This window comes from Lelliottia sp. AC1 (genome assembly GCF_023278595.1).
GTDB lineage: Bacteria > Pseudomonadota > Gammaproteobacteria > Enterobacterales > Enterobacteriaceae > Enterobacter > Enterobacter nimipressuralis.
Genome location: NZ_CP025699.1, coordinates 4,308,204 through 4,328,978, shown reverse-complemented (window position 1 = coordinate 4,328,978; position 20,775 = coordinate 4,308,204). Strand labels below are relative to the sequence as shown.

At 56.3% G+C, this 20,775-nt stretch carries 15 protein-coding genes; 10 read left to right on the top strand and 5 right to left on the bottom strand.

From position 1 onward, the window contains the following. Positions 1-19 precede the first annotated feature (19 nt). Complete coding sequence (priA, locus tag C0560_RS20555) at positions 20-2,215, bottom strand: primosomal protein N' (protein ID WP_231275194.1); 2,196 nt, start codon at positions 2,213-2,215, stop codon at positions 20-22. A 273-nt stretch (positions 2,216-2,488) separates the two neighbouring features. Between priA and rpmE the strand changes: the two genes are divergently transcribed. Both rpmE and C0560_RS20545 read left to right on the top strand, forming a co-directional pair. Beyond that, the gene (rpmE, locus tag C0560_RS20550) at positions 2,489-2,701 is read left to right on the top strand and encodes a 50S ribosomal protein L31 (protein WP_015960996.1); all 213 of its coding nucleotides are present in this window, start codon (positions 2,489-2,491) and stop codon (positions 2,699-2,701) included. A gap of 317 nt (positions 2,702-3,018) precedes the next feature. Further along, positions 3,019-3,699: an oligogalacturonate-specific porin KdgM family protein gene (locus tag C0560_RS20545; RefSeq protein WP_102105676.1), complete on the top strand. Its 681-nt coding sequence runs from the start codon at positions 3,019-3,021 to the stop codon at positions 3,697-3,699. A gap of 42 nt (positions 3,700-3,741) precedes the next feature. Here C0560_RS20545 and metJ read toward each other — a convergent pair whose 3' ends face one another. Beyond that, positions 3,742-4,059, bottom strand: a complete 318-nt coding sequence (gene metJ / locus C0560_RS20540) for a met regulon transcriptional regulator MetJ (protein ID WP_015960995.1) — start codon at positions 4,057-4,059, stop codon at positions 3,742-3,744. A gap of 274 nt (positions 4,060-4,333) precedes the next feature. Here metJ and metB point away from each other — a divergent pair, with 274 nt between their 5' ends. The 4 genes from metB (at position 4,334) to katG (ending at position 11,445) form a co-directional block, all read left to right on the top strand. Further along, positions 4,334-5,494 (top strand): cystathionine gamma-synthase, encoded by a 1,161-nt coding sequence (gene metB, locus C0560_RS20535; RefSeq protein WP_248859339.1) that lies wholly within the window; start codon positions 4,334-4,336, stop codon positions 5,492-5,494. Positions 5,495-5,496: 2 nt separating this feature from the next. Beyond that, entirely contained in the window at positions 5,497-7,929 is a 2,433-nt protein-coding gene (locus tag C0560_RS20530) for a bifunctional aspartate kinase/homoserine dehydrogenase II (RefSeq protein WP_248859338.1), read from the top strand. A 239-nt stretch (positions 7,930-8,168) separates the two neighbouring features. Next, on the top strand, positions 8,169-9,059 hold the full coding sequence (metF, locus tag C0560_RS20525) for a methylenetetrahydrofolate reductase (protein ID WP_181827028.1): 891 nt from the start codon (positions 8,169-8,171) through the stop codon (positions 9,057-9,059). A 208-nt stretch (positions 9,060-9,267) separates the two neighbouring features. Continuing rightward, the gene (gene katG / locus C0560_RS20520; RefSeq protein WP_248859337.1) at positions 9,268-11,445 is read left to right on the top strand and encodes a catalase/peroxidase HPI; all 2,178 of its coding nucleotides are present in this window, start codon (positions 9,268-9,270) and stop codon (positions 11,443-11,445) included. A gap of 119 nt (positions 11,446-11,564) precedes the next feature. Here the strand turns inward: katG and C0560_RS20515 are convergent, their stop codons facing one another. The 3 genes from C0560_RS20515 to ptsP are packed head-to-tail and all read right to left on the bottom strand — an operon-like array spanning position 11,565 to position 15,859. Then, positions 11,565-12,668 carry a glycerol dehydrogenase gene (locus C0560_RS20515; protein ID WP_248859336.1) on the bottom strand — a complete coding sequence of 368 codons (1,104 nt, stop codon included), beginning with the start codon at positions 12,666-12,668 and terminating at the stop codon, positions 11,565-11,567. Between the two features lie 12 nt (positions 12,669-12,680). Next, entirely contained in the window at positions 12,681-13,343 is a 663-nt protein-coding gene (fsa, locus tag C0560_RS20510; protein ID WP_248859335.1) for a fructose-6-phosphate aldolase, read from the bottom strand. A 14-nt stretch (positions 13,344-13,357) separates the two neighbouring features. Further along, complete coding sequence (gene ptsP, locus C0560_RS20505; RefSeq protein ID WP_248859334.1) at positions 13,358-15,859, bottom strand: phosphoenolpyruvate--protein phosphotransferase; 2,502 nt, start codon at positions 15,857-15,859, stop codon at positions 13,358-13,360. A gap of 314 nt (positions 15,860-16,173) precedes the next feature. Here ptsP and C0560_RS20500 point away from each other — a divergent pair, with 314 nt between their 5' ends. From C0560_RS20500 to C0560_RS20485, 4 genes are read left to right on the top strand one after another with little or no spacing between them, the layout of a single operon-like run. After that, positions 16,174-17,253 carry a PTS fructose transporter subunit EIIC gene (locus tag C0560_RS20500; protein ID WP_100778391.1) on the top strand — a complete coding sequence of 360 codons (1,080 nt, stop codon included), beginning with the start codon at positions 16,174-16,176 and terminating at the stop codon, positions 17,251-17,253. Between the two features lie 14 nt (positions 17,254-17,267). Next, a complete protein-coding gene (locus C0560_RS20495; RefSeq protein WP_100778392.1) occupies positions 17,268-17,588 on the top strand; it encodes a PTS fructose-like transporter subunit IIB in 321 nt (106 codons plus the stop codon). A 51-nt stretch (positions 17,589-17,639) separates the two neighbouring features. Next, complete coding sequence (locus tag C0560_RS20490; protein WP_248859332.1) at positions 17,640-19,934, top strand: formate C-acetyltransferase; 2,295 nt, start codon at positions 17,640-17,642, stop codon at positions 19,932-19,934. Then, positions 19,900-20,775, top strand: coding sequence for a [formate-C-acetyltransferase]-activating enzyme (locus C0560_RS20485; RefSeq protein ID WP_248859331.1), 876 nt, complete (start codon positions 19,900-19,902; stop codon positions 20,773-20,775). Before C0560_RS20490 ends, C0560_RS20485 begins: the two co-directional genes overlap by 35 nt.

Here is a 20,775-nt window from a genome sequence, read left to right as displayed (position 1 = left end):
ATCACTCTCGCAGCAATCGTTAACCTTCAATCGGATCGACGTCGAGAACCCACTTCACTTTGCGCGCCTCGGGCAGGGTATTGATCAGCGCCAGCGTGCCGCTGATGACGTGTTGCAGACGTACACGCGACGGGTGCTGGAGCAGAATCTGCCAGCGATAGCGGCCACCGCGTTTAGGGGCCAGCGCCGGGACCGGGCCTAATATCCACAGCTGATTGTCCACCAGCGGGCTGGCCTGCAGCAGATTGCGAAGCTGCTGCAGGAAAAGCGGGGCCTGCTGATTGTTATGATCTTCGGCGCGGATAATCACATGGCTGGTCCACGGCGGCAGCTGCAGGGTCTGACGCTCGGCCAGCGCCTGCTCGGCAAACGCGTCGTAGCCTTTATGCAGCAAGGTTTGCAGCAGCGGATGTTCAGGATGATGGGTTTGCAACACCACTTCGCCCTGTTTTCCGGCACGTCCGGCGCGCCCTGCAACCTGGGTATAGAGCTGGGCAAAGCGCTCGGCGGAACGGAAATCGGCGGAGAACAGTGCGCCATCGACATCCAGCAATGCCACCAGCGTCACGTCCGGGAAGTGATGGCCTTTGGCCAGCATCTGCGTACCAATCAGAATACGCGCGCCGCCGCGATGCACTTCGGCCAACTGTTGTTCAAGTGCCCCTTTACGACTGGTGGTATCGCGATCGATACGCGACAGCGGTACGCCGGGGAAGAACGGCGCGAGCGCCTGTTCAAGCTGCTCGGTACCCAGACCCACAGGCACCATATGCGTGGAGCCGCACGACGGGCACTGGCGCGGCACCGGGCGCTGGCTGTCACAATGGTGGCAGCGCAGATGATGCTGCGCCTGGTGCAGGGTGTAGTAGTGATCGCAGCGCGGGCACTCGGCAATCCAGCCGCAGTCGTGGCACAGCAGCGTCGGCGCGAACCCGCGGCGGTTCAGGAACAGAATCACCTGATTGTCGGCCTGTAAATGCTGACGCATACGGCTGATGAGCGCGGGAGCCAGCCCCGCCTGCACCGGCTGACCTTTTAGATCCAGCACGTGCTGCGTCGCCGGGCGTGCATTTCCCGCGCGGCGCGTCAGACGCAGCATGTGATATTTGCGCTGACGCACGTTGTGCAGCGTTTCCAGCGCAGGGGTTGCTGAGCCAAGAATAATCGGAATCTGCTCGCTGTGCGCCCGATACACCGCCAGATCGCGAGCGTGATAACGCCAGCCTTCCTGCTGCTTATAGGAGCTGTCGTGCTCTTCGTCGATCACGATGACGCCAAGATTTTTAAAGGGTGTAAAAAGCGATGAACGGGTGCCAATCACAATTGCGGCCTCACCGTTTTTGGCTTTCAGCCAGGCGCTGAGGCGCTCGGTGTCGTTTAAACCGGAGTGCAGCACCTCCACCGGGGCGTTAAAGCGTTCGCGAAAACGGGCGATAGTTTGTGGCGTGAGGCCGATTTCCGGCACCATCACCAGCGCCTGTTTGCCCTGAGCGAGCACGTTTTCGAGAATGCTCAGATAGACTTCAGTCTTACCGGACCCGGTGACGCCCGCGAGTAACCAGGCAGAGAAACGGTCGGAGGCGCTATGAATGGCCCCTACGGCGGTGGCCTGCTCGGTGTTAAGACGCAGGCGGTCGCCCGCCACGGAAAACCCGGTGCGCCAGTCCACCAGCGCCGGGGATTCGCTGGCCAGCTCGCACAGACCTTTCTTGCGTAACCCTTGCAGCGCCGCGTCATTAAAATCCAGGTCAGTCACCTGATGACGCCAAATCCTTCCCTGACGCAGCGCGGCAAGCGCCTGCTGCTGTTTAGGAGAGCGCTTAAGGCTGTTGATATCCACGGCCTGGCCCTGCTCGGTGGCAAACCAGTACCACATCGGCGCGTGGCTAGCGCTTTTGCCCTGACGCAGCAGAATCGGCAGGGCGTGGAACAGCACGTCGCCAATCGGGTGATGATAATAATCTGCGGCCCACAGCAGCAGCCGCCAGACACTGGACGAGTAAACCGGCTCGTCGTCCAGAACTTCGACCACGGCTTTCAGTTCATTAAGGGGCAGCTCGCTTTTATCGCTTACTGATACTACGATCCCGACGCGCTGCTGCTTACCAAAGGGCACGCTCACGCGACAGCCCGCTTTGACGCTCATGCTGTCGGGCAGCAGATAGTCAAAGGTGCGGGGAAGCGGAACGGGCAGGGCAACGTGAGCGACGGGCATCGAATCTTCCTGACTTGAAAAGTGGCGCGTTAGTATACACATTAGTTGCTGTAGGCGTGCGGATCAGTTTGCATACGCTGGTTGAATTCTGTATGATTCGCCGCCTTTGGTGTAGGTTTATCCGCATCAAAATAGCTATTACCCGAAGATTTCGCGCTGCTGGAATGCAGCTAACGCAGAAGCGGCGAGGAAGGCTACGGGCAATTATTAACATCGCGTGGTGTCTGGCGTTAGGGCTGGAAGAGCGACGCGGCCTTAACTGAGGTTCTCCCCATGAAAAAAGATATTCACCCGAAATACGATTTTATTACTGCAAACTGCTCTTGCGGTAACGCGATCAAAATCCGCTCTACAGTGGGTCACGATCTGAACCTGGACGTTTGTGGTCAATGCCACCCGTTCTACACTGGTAAGCAGCGTGATGTTGCAACCGGTGGCCGTGTTGACCGCTTCAACAAGCGTTTCAGCATCCCGGGCGCTAAATAAGCTACCCGAAAAAAAAGCGCCGAAAGGCGCTTTTTTTGTGCCTGTAATATCCGTCCTGAATAAATCCGCATTTAATATTTATCTTAAAAATAAATAACCAGGTACTGTTGTATTTAATATATTCGTCTGGTGTATTCTTTAACGGTTAGTGAACTGCATCTTCGTATTCTTTAATTCTTTGCCATTGTTTTTCTTTGTGTGTCAAAAAATAAAAGGTTTCCCTCATTGCGTAAAATTACACTTCGCTCGACATAAATTCTTATTTGCCATTTCATCTGCAATGGCTTTCAGGGCGCGTTTATTTCGAGGGAACTGTTATGAAAATGAAGCAACTGTTATTTGTGCTGCCATTATTATCTTGTGCGGCGCAAGCGGGATACGTTGATTACCGACACGAGTATTATGACGACGGGCGTAACTACGACCGTGTGTACATGTCACATCGCTTTGGCACTGGATTTGGCGTGGCTGTGGAGGCGGTATCTCGCTCCGATGAGAAGCAGTCTAACGACGCGCTTAATAATATGGAAAGTAACAGCAACGAATATACCGCCAGCTATCAGTTCACCTGGCAAAATTTTATCTGGCAACCGGGCGTCGCTGTAGAAATGGGTGACGACATGACCATTTATAAGCCTTATCTGCGCGTGCAATATAATATTAATGACAGCTGGTGGACGGCTTTCCGCTATCGTACAGAATACACCCGCCGTAACGCGGATGGTAAAGATGACCGTATGGTTTATCGCCCGGAAATGTGGCTGGGTTATAATATTGATAACTGGATGTTCGAACTGAACGGAATTTATAAGTTCGCCGACAACGAAGATCTGTATAACAATAAAAAAGAAGATTACGAATATAACTTCCGCGTGGCTTATAACATCGACTCATGGATCCCGTTTATCGAAGTGGGCAACGTCTCTTCAGGCTATAACACGGCCACCAGCGACGATCGCCAGACGCGTCTGCGTGTCGGCCTGGGCTACAACTTCTAAGAAACCATCCCGCTGAGTCACCTCAGCGGGATCACACCGCAGTTAGTATTCCCACGTATCCGGGTCGATACCCAGTTCACGCATGATCACTTTCGCCGCTTCCGGGATTTCATCGCTACGCTCTTTGCGCAGGTCTTCATCGTTCGGCAACGGCTGACCAGTAAACGCATGCAGAAATGCTTCGCACAGCAGTTCGCTGTTGGTCGCGTGACGCAGGTTGTTCACCTGACGACGCGTGCGTTCATCGGTGAGGATCTTCAACACCTTCAGAGGAATGGAAACCGTAATTTTCTTTACTTGTTCACTCTTCTTACCGTGCTCAGCGTATGGGCTGATATATTCGCCGCTCCATTCAGCCATGAGACCTTTAATCCTCTTTGTCATTAATAAAGGCTAAAACCTTACCTTTGATAAGGCTTTTAACCGTAATCTCGCGTAGTTTACCGTAAGGACGATACCGTGACACGGATATTGCGTCGGCGGCGTGTCCTAAAGCATGTAATTTTAACGGCTATTCTCGCATTGCTCAATCTATACGCAAAGAAGTTTAGATGTCCAGATGTATTGACGTCTATAGTTTCAGTGTTTACTCTGGTGCCTGACTTTTCACCTCTTTCGCCAGGAAGCCTTCACCATGACGCGTAAACAGGCCACTATCGCAGTGCGTAGCGGATTAAATGATGACGAGCAGTACGGCTGCGTTGTCCCGCCGATTCATCTTTCCAGTACTTACAATTTCACCGGATTTAATGAACCCCGTGCGCATGACTACTCGCGTCGTGGCAACCCTACGCGTGACGTGACCCAGCGCGCGCTGGCGGAGCTGGAAGGCGGTGCAGGCGCGGTACTGACCAATACCGGTATGTCAGCCATTCACCTGGTAACGACCGTGTTCCTGAAACCTGGCGATCTGCTGGTAGCTCCGCACGACTGTTACGGCGGCAGCTACCGTCTGTTCGACAGCCTGGAAAAACGCGGCTGTTACCGTGTTTTATTCGTCGATCAGAATGACGAAAAAGCGCTACAACAGGCGCTGGCCCAAAAGCCAAAGCTGGTTCTGGTGGAAAGTCCAAGCAATCCATTACTGCGCGTTGTCGATATTGCGAAAATTTGTCAGCTCGCAAGGGATGCGGGAGCGATAAGTGTAGTGGATAATACGTTCCTCAGTCCGGCGCTTCAGAACCCGCTTTCGCTGGGTGCGGATCTGGTATTGCATTCATGCACCAAATATTTGAACGGCCACTCGGATGTGGTCGCCGGGGTGGTGATTGCAAAAGATCCGGAGGTTGTCACTGAACTGGCATGGTGGGCCAATAACATTGGCGTCACCGGCAGCGCGTTCGACAGCTATCTGCTGCTGCGCGGTCTGCGTACGCTGTTGCCGCGCATGGAAGTGGCACAGCGTAATGCCCAGGCGATTGTCGAGTTCCTGAAAAACCAGCCGCTGGTGAAAAAGTTATATCACCCGTCGCTGCCGGAAAATCAGGGCCATGAGATTGCCGCGCGTCAGCAGAAAGGTTTTGGCGCGATGTTAAGTTTTGAACTGGATGGCGATGAGCAAACGCTGCGTCGCTTCCTGAGCGGGTTGTCACTGTTTACGCTGGCGGAATCCTTAGGGGGAGTCGAAAGCTTGATCTCCCACGCCGCGACAATGACGCACGCAGGCATGGCGCCAGAGGCGCGTGCCGCCGCCGGAATTTCCGAGACGCTGTTACGCATCTCAACCGGTATTGAAGACTGTGAAGATTTAATTGCCGATCTGGAAAATGCCTTCCGGGTCGCAGCCAAGGGGTAATCATGAGTGTGATAGCGCAGGCAGGGGCGAAGGGTCGCCAGCTGCACAAGTTTGGTGGTAGTAGTCTTGCTGATGTGAAATGTTACCTGCGTGTCGCAGGGATCATGGCGGAGTATTCGATGCCGGGCGACATGATGGTTGTCTCGGCGGCAGGCAGCACTACCAACCAGTTGATTAGCTGGCTGAAATTAAGCCAGACCGATCGCCTTTCTGCGCATCAGGTTCAACAAACGTTACGCCGCTATCAGAGCGATCTGATCGCCGGCCTGCTGCCTGCGGACGCGGCAGACAGCCTCATCAGCGCATTTGTTCACGATCTGGAGCGTCTGGCCGGATTACTGGACAGCGGCGTGACCGAAGCGGTTTACGCTGAAGTGGTCGGCCACGGTGAAGTCTGGTCTGCGCGCCTGATGGCGGCAGTCCTGGAGCAGCAAGGGCTGGAGGCCGCCTGGCTGGACGCGCGCGATTTCCTGCGCGCTGAGCGTGCGGCGCAACCGCAGGTCGACGAGGGCCTCTCTTATCCTCTGCTGCAACAGCTGCTGGTGCAGCATCCGGGCAAACGCATCGTCGTGACGGGCTTTATCAGCCGCAGCAACGCGGGCGAAACCGTGCTGCTGGGCCGTAACGGCTCGGACTACTCGGCAACGCAAATCGGTGCGTTGGCGGGGGCGTCTCGCGTCACTATCTGGAGCGATGTGGCCGGGGTGTATAGCGCCGACCCGCGCAAAGTAAAAGATGCCTGTCTGCTGCCGCTGCTGCGTCTGGACGAAGCCAGTGAGCTGGCGCGTCTGGCAGCACCGGTGCTGCACGCCCGTACCTTACAGCCTGTTTCGGGCAGCGATATCGACCTGCAGCTGCGCTGTAGCTACACCCCAGATAAAGGTTCGACCCGTATCGAACGCGTACTGGCTTCGGGCACAGGCGCGCGCATCGTGACCAGTCACGATGATATTTGCCTGATCGAATTCCAGGTGCCTGCCGGACAAGATTTCAAACTGGCGCACAAAGATATCGACCTGATCCTCAAGCGCGCCCAGGTGCGCCCTCTGGCCGTTGGCGTGCACAACGACCGCCAGCTGCTGCAGTTCTGCTACACCGCCGAAGTGGCTGACAGCGCGCTGAAAATCCTTGATGAAGCCGGATTACCGGGCGAACTTCGCCTGCGTCAGGGGCTGGCGCTGGTCGCGATGGTCGGCGCGGGTGTCACCCGTAACCCGCTCCATTGCCACCGTTTCTGGCAACAGCTGAAAGGCCAGCCGGTAGAGTTCACCTGGCAGTCGGAAGAGGGCATCAGCCTGGTCGCCGTGCTGCGTAAAGGCCCAACCGAGAGCCTGATTCAGGGGCTGCACACTACCCTGTTCCGCGCGGAAAAACGTATCGGCCTGGTGCTGTTCGGGAAGGGAAACATCGGTTCCCGCTGGCTGGAGCTGTTTGCCCGCGAGCAAACGACGCTCTCTGCACGCACCGGTTTTGAATTTGTATTAGCAGGCGTGGTGGACAGCCGCCGCAGCCTGCTGAACTACGACGGGCTGGACGCCAGCCGCGCGCTCGCATTTTTCAACGATGAAGCGGTCGAACAGGACGAAGAATCCCTCTTCCTGTGGATGCGCGCGCACCCGTACGACGATCTGGTCGTGCTGGACGTCACTGCCAGCGAGCAACTGGCCGATCAGTACCTCGATTTTGCCAGCCACGGTTTCCACGTCATCAGCGCGAACAAACTGGCCGGCGCAAGCAGCACCGATAAATACCGCCAGATCCACGACGCGTTTGAAAAAACCGGTCGTCACTGGCTGTATAACGCCACCGTGGGTGCCGGTCTGCCGGTGAACCACACCGTGCGCGACCTGATCGACAGCGGCGACAGCATTCTGGCAATCAGCGGTATCTTCTCCGGTACCCTCTCCTGGCTGTTCCTGCAGTTTGACGGCACCGTTCCGTTTACGGACCTGGTGGACCAGGCGTGGCAGCAGGGGCTGACGGAGCCGGATCCGCGCGTGGATCTCGCCGGAAAAGACGTGATGCGCAAGCTGGTCATTCTGGCGCGTGAAGCGGGTTACGACATTGAGCCCGGCCAGGTGCGTGTGGAGTCGCTGGTTCCGGCCGGTTGCGAAGAGGGGTCAGTCGATCACTTCTTCGAGAACGGTGAGGAGCTGAACGAACAGATGGTGTTACGCCTGGAAGCGGCACGCGAAATGGGGCTGGTTCTGCGCTATGTGGCCCGTTTTGACGCTAACGGTAAAGCCCGCGTGGGTGTTGAGGCCGTTCGCCCTGAGCATCCTCTGGCGGCGTTGCTGCCGTGCGATAACGTCTTCGCCATTGAAAGCCGCTGGTACCGTGATAACCCGCTGGTGATTCGTGGGCCAGGCGCGGGGCGCGACGTCACCGCCGGGGCGATTCAGTCAGACATTAATCGCCTGGCGCAGCTGCTGTAGTCTTTTTGTTTCCCTCTCTCGTAAGGGAGAGGGTAAGGGTGAGGGTGCCAGAGCGCGCTCACCCTGCACTTCTCCCCGCCATCATGAACGTTCTTCATCTTTCCTGAACATTCCTCACCGTTAATGCCGATGATTTCTGTTGACGTCATCCCGCTTTTCCGTCATTTTTACATCCAGACGTCTAAATGGATAGATGTTTATAAACAGCAATAATTATCACGCGATTGATGAGGTAAGGTATGAGCTTTTTTCACGCCAACCAGCGGGAAGCCCTGAATCAGAGCCTGGCTGAAGTGCAGGGCCAGATTAACGTCTCTTTTGAATTCTTTCCGCCGCGCACCAGTGAAATGGAGCAAACCCTGTGGAGCTCTATCGATCGCCTGAGCAGTCTGAAGCCGAAATTCGTCTCTGTGACTTACGGCGCCAACTCCGGTGAGCGCGACCGTACGCACAGCATTATTAAAGGCATTAAGGATCGCACCGGTCTGGAAGCGGCACCGCATCTGACCTGTATCGACGCGACCCGCGACGAACTGCGCACTATCGCCAAGGACTACTGGGACAACGGTATTCGCCATATCGTCGCCCTGCGCGGCGACCTGCCACCGGGCAGCGGTAAACCGGACATGTACGCCACCGACCTGGTGGCGCTCCTGAAAGAGGTCGGCGATTTTGATATCTCTGTGGCGGCGTATCCGGAAGTGCATCCGGAAGCGAAAAGCGCGCAGGCCGATCTGCTCAACCTGAAACGCAAAGTGGATGCCGGTGCAAACCGTGCGATCACACAGTTCTTCTTCGACGTGGAAAGTTATCTGCGTTTCCGCGACCGCTGCATCACGGCGGGCATTGATGTTGAGATCATTCCAGGTATCCTGCCGGTGTCCAACTTCAAGCAGGCGAAGAAATTCGCCGACATGACCAACGTGCGCATCCCGCTGTGGATGTCAAAAATGTACGAAGGGCTGGACGATGATGCCGAAACACGCAAGCTGGTCGGTGCCAATATCGCGATGGACATGGTGAAGATTTTAAGCCGTGAAGGGGTCAAAGACTTCCATTTCTACACCCTGAATCGCGCCGAAATGAGTTACGCCATCTGTCACACCCTCGGCGTTCGCCCGGGTCTGTAAGCGACAAACCCTCTTCGGAGGGTTTTTTGTTTTCTTCTCCCTCCGCTTCCCCCGTCATATCAACGCCATCGCCCCTGCACACAATAGGCATATAATTTCCAGGGTCAATTAAACGGAAATAACTATCGAATCCGTGCGTTATCTCAACTATACCTTCTAAGCAGAGGTGTATATCTTTAAGCTAAATACTGTAGAGGGAGCATGAGAGATGAGCACAGACGATACCCATAACACGTTATCAACCGGACAGTGCCCTTTTCATAAAGGCGGGCCTGACCAAAGCGCGGGCGCTGGCACGAACAGCCGCGACTGGTGGCCCAAGCAACTTCGCGTCGATCTTTTGAATCAACATTCCAACCGTTCTAACCCGCTGGGTGAAGACTTCGACTACCGCAAAGAATTCAGCAAACTTGATTACTCCGCCCTCAAAGGCGATCTCAAAGCCCTTCTGACCGATTCTCAACCGTGGTGGCCTGCCGACTGGGGCAGCTACGCGGGCCTGTTTATTCGTATGGCATGGCATGGCGCAGGCACCTACCGTTCCGTTGACGGTCGCGGCGGTGCAGGGCGCGGTCAACAGCGTTTTGCACCTTTAAACTCCTGGCCGGACAACGTCAGCCTTGATAAAGCGCGCCGTTTGTTATGGCCGATTAAGCAAAAATACGGACAGAAAATCTCCTGGGCCGACCTGTTTATCCTGGCCGGTAACGTGGCGCTGGAAAACTCCGGCTTCCGTACCTTTGGTTTTGGTGCCGGGCGTGAAGATGTCTGGGAACCGGATCTGGATGTGAACTGGGGTGATGAAAAAACCTGGCTGGCTCATCGTGATCCGGAAGCGCTGGCGAAACGTCCTTTAGCCGCGACTGAAATGGGGCTGATTTACGTCAACCCGGAAGGGCCAAATGCCAGCGGTGAACCGCTGTCTGCGGCGGCGGCTATTCGCGCCACCTTCGGCAACATGGGTATGAACGACGAAGAGACCGTGGCCCTGATCGCGGGCGGTCACACGCTGGGTAAAACTCACGGCGCCGCAGAAGCGACGCATGTTGGCGTTGATCCTGAAGCCGCACCGATTGAAGCCCAAGGTTTAGGTTGGGCCAGCACCCACGGCAGCGGCGTGGGCGCAGACGCTATTACTTCCGGTCTGGAAGTGGTCTGGACGCAAACTCCAACTCAGTGGAGCAACTACTTCTTCGAGAACCTGTTCAAATTCGAATGGGTGCAGACGCGCAGTCCGGCAGGCGCAATTCAATTCGAAGCTGTCGACGCGCCAGAGATGATTCCTGATCCGTTCGACCCGTCGAAAAAACGTAAGCCAACCATGCTGGTCACCGACCTGACCCTGCGTATGGACCCGGAATTCGAGAAGATTTCTCGTCGTTTCCTCAACGACCCGCAGGCGTTCAACGAAGCCTTTGCCCGCGCGTGGTTCAAACTGACGCACCGTGATATGGGGCCAAAAGCGCGGTACATCGGTCCGGAAGTCCCGAAAGAAGATCTGATCTGGCAGGACCCGCTGCCGCAGGCATTCTTCCAGCCAACGGCTGCGGACATTGAAAGCCTGAAAGCAGAAATTGCAGCTTCCGGGCTGTCCGTTAGCGAACTGGTGTCGGTTGCCTGGGCGTCGGCCTCCACCTTCCGTGGTGGCGATAAACGCGGGGGTGCCAACGGGGCGCGTCTGGCGTTGGCACCGCAGCGCGACTGGGATGTTAACGCCGCTGCAGCGCGCGCGTTGCCAACCCTGGAGGGCATCTATAAGTCTGCCCATAAAGCGTCGCTGGCCGACATCATCGTGCTGGCCGGTGTGGTGGGTGTTGAACAGGCTGCGAAAGCGGCAGGGGTTTACATCACCGTACCGTTCACGCCGGGCCGCGTGGATGCGCGTCAGGATCAGACGGATATCGAAATGTTTGAGCTGCTCAAGCCGGTTGCCGATGGTTTCCGTAACTATCGCGCTCAGCAGGACAGTGCGACGACAGAATCTCTGCTGATCGACAAAGCCCAGCAGCTGACGCTCACTGCGCCAGAAATGACTGCGCTGGTGGGTGGGATGCGTGTTCTGGGGGCCAACTTTGACGGCAGTCAGAACGGCGTCTTCACCGAACGCGTGGGTGTGCTCAGCAACGATTTCTTCGTCAATCTGCTGGATATGAACACCCAATGGAAAGCCACCGATGACTCAAATGAGCTGTTCGCTGGCAGCGATCGTCAAAGCGGAGAGGTGAAATACACCGCAACGCGTGCCGATCTGGTGTTCGGTTCCAACGCGGTTCTGCGTGCACTGGCAGAAGTGTATGCCAGCCAGGATGCCGGTGAGAAGTTCGTGAAGGACTTTGTCGCCGCCTGGGTGAAAGTGATGAATCTGGACCGTTTCGACCTGCTGTAATTCAGTACAGATGAAAATCCCCGCTCTGGCGGGGATTTTTTTATTCTGCGGTGGCTGCGCTTGTGTGCTCCTAAGCAATTAGTAGGCCGGGTTAGCGCAGTGCCATCCGGCGACAGGAATTACTCCCACTCATGTAAAAAACGCTGCCCGTACTGATCGGCAACCAGCAGTGCTGCGTACACCTGATCCGGCGTTACACCGCCAGGCATGTTGTGAATCGTCTCGCCTTCTGCGCATGACGCTTCTGCCACCAGACGCATTTTGCCCGGAATATCCTCTTTGATATCCAGCTGCGCCAGCGTGATCGGCAATCCGACGCTATGGCACAGCGCGGCCACCGTTTCGATCTCCTCAACCGGGGCATTTTCCAGCACCAGCTGGGTGAGGGTGCCAAACGCGACTTTTTCACCGTGGTAATAGTGGTGCGCATCAGGGATGGCCGTCAGACCGTTGTGGATCGCATGTGCTGCGGCTAATCCGCCGCTCTCAAAGCCTACGCCGCTCAGATAGGTGTTGGCTTCAATCACGCGCTCAAGGGCGGGGGTCACGACATGCTGTTCGGCGGCGAGCATCGCTTTTTCGCCTTCCTGAATAAGCGTGTTGTAGCACAGCTCGGCCAGAGCCAATGCGGCCTGGGTACATTTCCCGCCCGCCATAGTGGTGGCGCCGCTGCGGGAGCAGGCGCGTGCTTCAAACCAGGTTGCCAGCGCATCGCCGATCCCTGCCGCTAACAGGCGGGCAGGCGCACCGGCCACGATTTTGGTGTCGACGATAACCATATTCGGGTTGTGCGGCAGCATCAGGTAACGATCGAACTCGCCGCTGTCGGTGTAGATGACTGAAAGGGCGCTGCACGGTGCATCCGTTGAGGCAATGGTCGGCGCGATAGCAACCGGCACATCCATAAAGTGGGCGAGCGCCTTGGCCGTATCCAGCGTCTTCCCGCCGCCAATACCTAAAACGGCCTGGCAATCGGCGCTTTTTGCCAGCTTGCGCAGACGATCGATTTCAGTCTGGGAGCATTCGCCGCCAAACGGGGCGATTTCGACATGCAGTTCAGCATTTTTGAAGCTTTCACGCAGCGTCTCTTCGGCAAAGCCGAGAACGAATTTATCACCGACGACCAGCCAGCGCGCGGCCAGCGGTTTCAGGTAGTCACCAAGGCGGCTGAGAACATCCGCGCCCTGAATGTATTTTCCCGGTGATTGAATGATACGGTCCATAACGTTTCTCCTTTAGAGATTGAGGTTACCAAACGCGTTTTTCCAGTCGTGCTCGAACTTCTCTATTGCTGACTCTACCGCTGGCGTGCCGAGCATTTGTTGCGCTACATCTAAAGGAAGTGTGATCGCCTCACATCCGGCGAGCAGGCAGTCGAGAGCCTGACGCGGCGTTTTGAAGCTGGCGGCCAGCACTTTGCTGTCGGGGACATGCCGTTCCAGCAGGGACTGCAGCTCCTGCACCATGCGAATCCCGTCGCCGCCCTGGGCATCGACGCGGTTAACGTATGGCGCGACATATTTCGCTCCAGCCAGCGCGGCCAATAAACCCTGCGCCGCGCTGTAAACGGCGGTGCCGAGCGTCGTAATACCTTCTTTTTTCAACGCGTTGATTGCGACCAGCCCTTCCGCGGTGACAGGGATTTTGACCACGATATCCGGCAGTACGTTGCTCAGACGTTTGGCTTCGGCCACCATGGTTTCGGCATCACGGCCCATCGTTTGTGCAAACAGGGTGCCCTCCGGCCCGATGGCTTTTTGCAGGCGCGGCAGCACATCCCAGAGAGACTCGCGGCTGGCGGCGACAATGCTGGGATTGGTGGTCACGCCAGCAATCGGAAAAATACGGGCCAGACGTTCAACTTCCGCCACGTTGGCGGTATCAAGATACAGTTCCATGACTCTTCCTCTGTTTACAGTTCTAATTCACGTTGCAGGAGGACCGCGATGGCCTCTTCGGAGCTGGCATTAACCAGCGCGTTGCGGAAATCTTCGTGCATGATGCGGCGCGCCAGACGCGAGAAAATACGCATGTGCTGATCGCCCGCGGCGTGTTTGTTGAGGGTCAGCATAATGATGAACTGCGCCTCTTCATCGCCCCACTGGACGGGGGCTTTCAGCCGCGCGACGCTGATGGTGGATTGCTCAATGTGCTCAGATTTGCTGTGCGGAATGGCAAAGCTGAAACCAAGACCGGTCGAGAAAACGGCTTCCCGCGCCCATAAATCGGCTTCCAGCTTGCGCGGATAGCGGCAACGTCCGGCCAGCAGTAGCTTGTCGGTCATGCCTTTCATGACCTCTTCTTTGCTGATCCAGTCGTTATCGAGAGAAATACAGCGCGGCGTGACCAGCGGGGTGTCCTGCTGATTCATACGGAACTGCGCTAACAGATGCTCCACTTCAAGAGACGTGCGGCATGCCATCGCCTGATTGAGTAACTGACGACACGCGCGGCTGTCCAGCTGTGCCAGACGCGCTTTGGTCGCCGGAATCGACGGCGAGCCCATGCTAAGTTCATCCAGCCCCAGCCCGACCAGCAGCGGCAGCACAGAGCCTTTTGCCCCGAGTTCACCGCAAAGACCAATCCATTTCCCCTGACGATGCACGGCCTGCACGGCGAAATCGAGCGCCCGCAGAAATGCCGGATTCAGGCTGTTGTAATGGCGGGTCACTTTGGCATTATCCCTGTCGACCGCCAGCAGGTACTGCGTCAGGTCATTACTGCCAATGCTAAAGAAATCAATCTCTTCGCAGCACTGGTCGATGATGAACATCACTGACGGCACTTCCAGCATGATGCCGAGGGGGATTTTCTCCTCAAACGGAATATGTTCGGCACGTAGCTGCTGTTTGGCTTCAGCAAGTTTTTCCTTCACCCACAGGATCTCTTCCATCGAGGAGATCATCGGGATCATGATCTTCAGGCTGCCATGCGCAGACGCGCGAAGGATCGCCCTGAGCTGAGTGGTAAACAGCGCGGAATATTCTTCGTAAATACGGACGGCGCGATAGCCGAGGAACGGGTTGTTCTCCGCCGGGATATTCAGATACTCAACGGGTTTATCACCGCCGATATCCATGGTGCGCACAATGATGCTCCGCCCGTTTGCACTTTCCAGAGCCTGACAAAAAATGTTGTACAGCTCGTTTTCACAGGGCGCGCAGGCGCGATCCATGTACAGCATTTCGGTGCGGAACAGGCCTACGCCCTCAGCGCCGTTGCCAAAGGCGGCCTGCGCTTCTGCCGAATGGGCAATATTGGCGGCAATTTCAATGCGCAAACCATCCGCGGTTCTCGCTTCGCGATCGAGCCAGACGCTCTGTTGTTCGCGAAGCTGCTCCTGCACGGCCTTTTCCTGCTGGTAATAACGGGCAACCGCCTCGCTGGCATTCACCACGATGGCACCGGCATTGCCGTCAATAAACACCGATTGATCGCGCCATGACAGCAGGCTATCGCTGTCGACGCCCACCAGCGTTGGGATGTTAAACGAACGCGCCAGAATCACAGTGTGGGAAGTGGTGCCGCCGCTTTTCAGCAGCAGGCCTTTCAGCAGGGTTTTATCCAGCTCCAGGAACTGGCCCGGCGTGAGGTCGTCTGCCAGACAAACGGACGGTTGCGTCAGCTGACCCGGAGCCGGGAAGCGCTCCTCGCCGTAAATCTGCTGTAAGAGTTGATAGCAGACATCGCGTACGTCCAGTACGCGCTCCTGTAAATAACTGCTGCTGGAGCGCGAAAACTCAGCGCAGAAATGATTTGCCGTGGCGATAACCGCCTGCGCACAACTTAGCCCCTGATTGACGCCTGCCAGAAGATGCTGACGCAGTGAGGTGTCCGTCGCCAGCGAGCGATGGGCTTCCAGAATGGCGCTTGCGGTGCTGTCGCTATCCAGCGCGCGCAGCTCAATGCTTTTCACCAGCAGCGTCAGACCTTTATCCAGTGAAGATTGTTCTTCCTCCGCGCCTCGGGTGTGAGGGAGTGACGTTAACGCGTTGAGATCGAGCGAAGTCAGCAGTGTAAGCACGCCGCGATCGCTGCCGCTGCATACGGGCAGGGCGCGAAAGAGCGTCGGGTTGAGGCGAGTCAGGGATTCCGGTAACGGGTCGAGGTCGGTGCTAATCGTGGCGGCGAGGGGAGCGTCACAGTGGGGAAACTCCTCTTTTAGCCACTGGGCCAGGCGCTGATAGGCATGTTGTTCATCTGCACCGGTAATCACCAGGCGACAGGCATCACCCGTCAGAGTATCGGTGCCGATCAGGGCGAGCGCGCTTTTGGCATCGCCTTTCCGATCGCTGCGCAGATTGTGCCACTCAATCTGCGAGGTAAAAGTATTGCACAGCGTTTCAACATGACTTGCCGGGCGTGCATGTACGCCATTGGGCAAATCACAGACAAAATCCACAACCTGGGTCATACGCACACTCCTGAAAACCAAAATCACTATTAGTGGAAAGCATACGAGCGCGACAGTGAGACGCGCCATGTGACAAAACTGCCAAACGCTGGACAAATGTAATGTCCGGCGAAAAGTGAGATTTGACTCACAGGTTCACTGTTTTTGCGCTTTTTGAAGGAGGGTGGAAATTTCGAGGCGGATCGCATTTTTCTTTCTGTATTACAAAAATCCAGCAAATGCCCTTTTTGTCCACTGTCAGCCCGCTTTCCGATTGCCTATTGTTGCCACAACATCTTTATGGATATAGGCGAGCGAAAGCCCGGGAGCGACACATGAAAGAGTTGATGCATATTCTCAAGAACACGCGGCAGCATCTGATGACAGGGGTGTCGCACATGATCCCCTTCGTCGTCGCAGGCGGTATTTTGCTGGCCGTTTCGGTCATGCTCTATGGCAAAGGCGCCGTTCCGGACGCGGCCACCGATCCCAATCTGAAAAAACTGTTCGATCTTGGCGTGGCGGGCTTAACGCTGATGGTGCCTTTCCTGGCGGCCTATATCGGTTATTCCATTGCCGAACGCGCGGCGCTCGCACCCTGCGCTATCGCAGCATGGGTCGGTAACAGCTTCGGCGCAGGGTTCTTCGGCGCCATCATCGCCGGGATCCTCGGCGGTATCGTCGTCTTCTACCTGAAAAAACTGCCAGTGCCGAAAGTGCTTCGCTCGGTCATGCCAATTTTCATCATCCCTATCATCGGCACCTTTATCACCGCCGGCATCATGATGTGGGGTCTCGGTGAACCTGTCGGCGCACTCACCACAGGATTAACGCAGTGGCTGCAAGGCATGCAGCAGGGCAGCATCGTGGTACTCGCCGTCATCATGGGACTCATGCTGGCCTTCGACATGGGCGGCCCTATCAACAAGGTGGCCTACGCGTTCATGCTGATTTGCGTGGCGCAGGGGGTTTATACCGTGGTGGCTATCGCGGCGGTTGGGATCTGCGTACCGCCATTAGGACTGGGGCTGGCGACGCTGATCAACCGCAAGAATTTCAACGCAGAAGAACGCGAAGCGGGTAAAGCCGCGCTGGTCATGGGCTGCGTGGGTGTGACGGAAGGGGCAATACCTTTTGCCGCTGCCGATCCGCTGCGCGTCATTCCTTCCATCATGCTTGGCTCAGCCTGCGGTGCAGTCACAGCAGCCGTATTTGGTGCGCAATGTTATGCCGGATGGGGCGGCCTGATTGTGCTGCCCGTAGTGGAAGGCAAGCTCGGGTATATCGCGGCCGTTGCCGTGGGGGCCGTGGTCACGGCGGTCAGCGTCAACGTACTGAAAAGCATTGCGCGTAAGAACGCGAAACAGGTCGAAGAGAAGGAAGACGACCTGGATCTGGATTTCGAAATTAACTGAGTGAGGAAGAAAACATGGCCCGAATTATTGCAGTCACCGCGTGTCCGTCTGGCGTTGCCCACACCTACATGGCCGCCGAAGCGCTGGAAAGCGCCGCTAAAGCCAAAGGCTGGGAAGTCAAAGTCGAAACCCAGGGGTCTATCGGCCTCGAAAACGAACTGACGGCTGAAGACGTCGCCGCAGCGGATATGGTCATCCTGACCAAAGATATCGGCATTAAGTTTGAAGAGCGCTTCGCCGGAAAAACCATTGTGCGCGTCAACATCAGTGATGCGGTCAAACGCGCAGAAGCCATCATGAACAAAATTGATGCCCATTTGGCGCAAACCGCCTGACCTCTTCCCGCCCTTCGGGGCGGGCTTGTTTTCAGTTACTGGAGTTTAATCATGACGAATCGTATTCAGCGCCTGAAAGACGCATTGTTCGCCAGCCCGCGTGAAATCTCGCTTGAACGTGCGCTGCTCTACACCGAAAGCCATCAGCAGACGGAAGGCGAACCGGTCATTCTGCGTCGAGCGAAAGCGACGGCGTATATTCTCGACCACGTTGAGATCGCGATTCGTGATGATGAACTGATTGCCGGTAACCGCACGGTGAAACCGCGCGCCGGGATTATGTCGCCCGAAATGGACCCGTACTGGCTGCTGAAAGAGCTGGAGCAGTTCTCCACCCGCCCGCAGGATCGCTTTAATATCAGCGAAGAAGACAAACGCCTCTACCGCGACGTGCTTTATCCGTACTGGGAAAAGCGGTCGATGAAGGACTTCATCAATAGCCAGATGACGGAAGAGGTCAAAGCGGCGGTAAGCACGCAGATTTTCAGCGTTAACCAGACGGATAAAGGCCAGGGGCACATCATCATTGATTACCCGCGTCTGTTGAACAACGGGCTGGGTGCGCTGGTGGCTGAGATGAACGAGCACTGTCAGTGCGAGCCGCAGAATGCATTTTACCAGGCCGCGCTACTGCTGCTTGAAGCCTCGCAACGCCATATCCTGCGCTACGCGGCGCTGGCGGAAGAGATGGCTGAACGCTATGACGAACCGCGTCGGCAGGAGCTGTTGGCCATCGCTGTAAACTCGCGCCACAACGCCCAATACAAGCCGCAAAGCTTCTGGCAGGCATGTCAGCTGTTCTGGTACATGAACGTCATTTTGCAGTATGAATCTAACGCCAGTTCGCTCTCTATTGGCCGCTTCGATCAGTACATGCTGCCGTTTTATCAGGCCTCGCTGAGCCAGGGCGAAGATGCGGCGTTCCTTAAAGAGTTATTAGAATCTCTGTGGGTGAAATGCAACGACGTGGTGCTGTTGCGCTCGACCAGCAGCGCCCGCTATTTTGCCGGATTCCCGACGGGCTACACCGCGTTGCTGGGCGGCCTGACGGAAAATGGCCGCAGCGCGGTAAACGTGCTCTCATTCCTCTGCCTCGATGCCTATCAGAGTATCCAGTTACCGCAGCCGAATCTGGGCGTTCGCGTCAATGAGTTTATCGACAGGCCGTTCCTGCTCAAAACGGCGGAAACTATTCGTCTGGGCACCGGTATTCCGCAGATTTTCAATGACGAGGTGGTAGTGCCCGCTTTCCTGAATCGCGGGGTGTCGCTGGAAGATGCGCGCGATTACGCGGTTGTCGGCTGCGTTGAGTTATCGATTCCGGGTAAAACCTACGGTCTGCACGATATCGCCATGTTTAACCTGCTGAAGGTAATGGAAATTGCGATGCAGGAGAACGAAGGCAATACGACGCTGAGTTATGACCAATTGCTGGAACATATCCGCACCAAAATTAACCACTACATTGCGTTAATGGTCGAAGGCAGCAATATATGCGACATTGGCCATCGCGACTGGGCACCGGTTCCGCTGCTCTCTTCCTTTATCAGCGACTGTCTTGATAACGGCAAGGACATCACCGAAGGCGGGGCACGGTATAACTTCTCTGGCGTGCAGGGTATTGGGATCGCCAATCTGAGTGATTCGCTTCATGCCTTAAAAGGGCTGGTGTTTGAGCAGCAGCGCTTAAGTTTTGATGAACTACTGGCGGTACTCAAAGCGAACTTCGCGACGCCCGAGGGTGAAAAGGTCCGTGCGCGGCTTATCCATCGCTTCGAAAAATACGGCAATGATATCGATGAGGTCGACAATATCAGCGCTGAACTCCTGCGCCACTACTGCAAAGAGGTCGAAAAGTATCGTAATCCGCGTGGGGGGCAATTCACGCCGGGTTCCTATACCGTCTCAGCCCACGTGCCGCTCGGCGCTGTTGTCGGAGCCACGCCGGATGGGCGTTTTGCCGGTGAGCAGCTGGCGGACGGCGGCCTGTCGCCGATGCTCGGCCAGGACATGCAGGGCCCGACGGCGGTGCTGAAATCTGTGAGTAAGCTGGATAACTATCTGCTCTCTAATGGCACGCTGCTGAATGTGAAATTCACGCCAGCCACCCTCGAAGGTGACGCCGGGTTACAAAAACTGGCCGATTTCCTGCTTGCATTCACCCAGCTGAAATTACAGCATGTTCAGTTCAACGTGGTGAATGCGGATACGCTTCGCGAAGCGCAACAACGCCCGCAGGATTTTGCCGGGCTGGTGGTCCGCGTCGCCGGGTACAGTGCCTTCTTTGTTGAGCTGTCGAAGGAGATTCAGGATGACATTATCCGCCGTACCGCGCATCAGCTGTGAAATGATAGAAACACGCGCTGACCAGGCGCGTATTTTTAACATCCAGCGCTACTCCCTGAATGATGGGCAGGGCATCCGCACGGTGGTCTTTTTCAAAGGCTGTCCCCACTCCTGCCCGTGGTGCGCGAATCCGGAATCCATCTCGCCAAAGATCGAGACCGTGCGCAGGGAGAGCAAATGTCTGCACTGCGCACCCTGCTTGCGAGATGTTGCCGAATGCCCTTCCGGTGCGTTTGAGCACATTGGTCGCGATGTTACGCTTGAAGAACTTGAACGCGAGGTGATGAAAGATGAGGTCTTCTTTCGCTCCTCCGGCGGCGGAGTGACGCTCTCCGGCGGTGAGGTGTTGATGCAGGCGCCTTTTGCCACTCAGCTATTGCAACGGCTGCGTCGGTGGGGAGTTCATACCGCCATTGAAACCGCAGGCGATGCGCCGCTTTCCCGCCTTTTACCCCTGGCGAAGCAGTGCGATGAAGTGCTGTTCGATCTGAAAATCATGGATTCAGACCAGGCGAAAACCGTGATAAATATGAATTTACCGAGGGTGCTGGATAATCTGCTGCGTCTGGTGGAAGAGGGCATCAACGTGATCCCACGCGTGCCGCTCATCCCCGGCTATACGCTGAGTGAGACGAATATGAATCGCTTACTGGCATTTCTGATACCCTCAAAAATACGGCAACTGCATTTGTTGCCCTTCCATCAGTACGGCGAGCCGAAATATCGGCTGCTCGGACACGCGTGGACCATGAGCCAGGTGGCTGTACCGACGGAAGAGGACATCGCCCGGGTGCGACAGATGGCCGAGCGTGCAGGATTTTTGGTAACCGTTGGAGGTTAA

What these genes read in the sequence shown, in the direction of transcription:
- priA (WP_231275194.1), bottom strand. Translation starts at nt 2,215, where the DNA reads ATGCCCGTCGCTCACGTTGCCCTGCCCGTTCCGCTTCCCCGCACCTTT.
- rpmE (WP_015960996.1), top strand. Translation starts at nt 2,489, where the DNA reads ATGAAAAAAGATATTCACCCGAAATACGATTTTATTACTGCAAACTGC.
- C0560_RS20545 (WP_102105676.1), top strand. Translation starts at nt 3,019, where the DNA reads ATGAAAATGAAGCAACTGTTATTTGTGCTGCCATTATTATCTTGTGCG.
- metJ (WP_015960995.1), bottom strand. Translation starts at nt 4,059, where the DNA reads ATGGCTGAATGGAGCGGCGAATATATCAGCCCATACGCTGAGCACGGT.
- metB (WP_248859339.1), top strand. Translation starts at nt 4,334, where the DNA reads ATGACGCGTAAACAGGCCACTATCGCAGTGCGTAGCGGATTAAATGAT.
- C0560_RS20530 (WP_248859338.1), top strand. Translation starts at nt 5,497, where the DNA reads ATGAGTGTGATAGCGCAGGCAGGGGCGAAGGGTCGCCAGCTGCACAAG.
- metF (WP_181827028.1), top strand. Translation starts at nt 8,169, where the DNA reads ATGAGCTTTTTTCACGCCAACCAGCGGGAAGCCCTGAATCAGAGCCTG.
- katG (WP_248859337.1), top strand. Translation starts at nt 9,268, where the DNA reads ATGAGCACAGACGATACCCATAACACGTTATCAACCGGACAGTGCCCT.
- C0560_RS20515 (WP_248859336.1), bottom strand. Translation starts at nt 12,668, where the DNA reads ATGGACCGTATCATTCAATCACCGGGAAAATACATTCAGGGCGCGGAT.
- fsa (WP_248859335.1), bottom strand. Translation starts at nt 13,343, where the DNA reads ATGGAACTGTATCTTGATACCGCCAACGTGGCGGAAGTTGAACGTCTG.
- ptsP (WP_248859334.1), bottom strand. Translation starts at nt 15,859, where the DNA reads ATGACCCAGGTTGTGGATTTTGTCTGTGATTTGCCCAATGGCGTACAT.
- C0560_RS20500 (WP_100778391.1), top strand. Translation starts at nt 16,174, where the DNA reads ATGAAAGAGTTGATGCATATTCTCAAGAACACGCGGCAGCATCTGATG.
- C0560_RS20495 (WP_100778392.1), top strand. Translation starts at nt 17,268, where the DNA reads ATGGCCCGAATTATTGCAGTCACCGCGTGTCCGTCTGGCGTTGCCCAC.
- C0560_RS20490 (WP_248859332.1), top strand. Translation starts at nt 17,640, where the DNA reads ATGACGAATCGTATTCAGCGCCTGAAAGACGCATTGTTCGCCAGCCCG.
- C0560_RS20485 (WP_248859331.1), top strand. Translation starts at nt 19,900, where the DNA reads ATGACATTATCCGCCGTACCGCGCATCAGCTGTGAAATGATAGAAACA.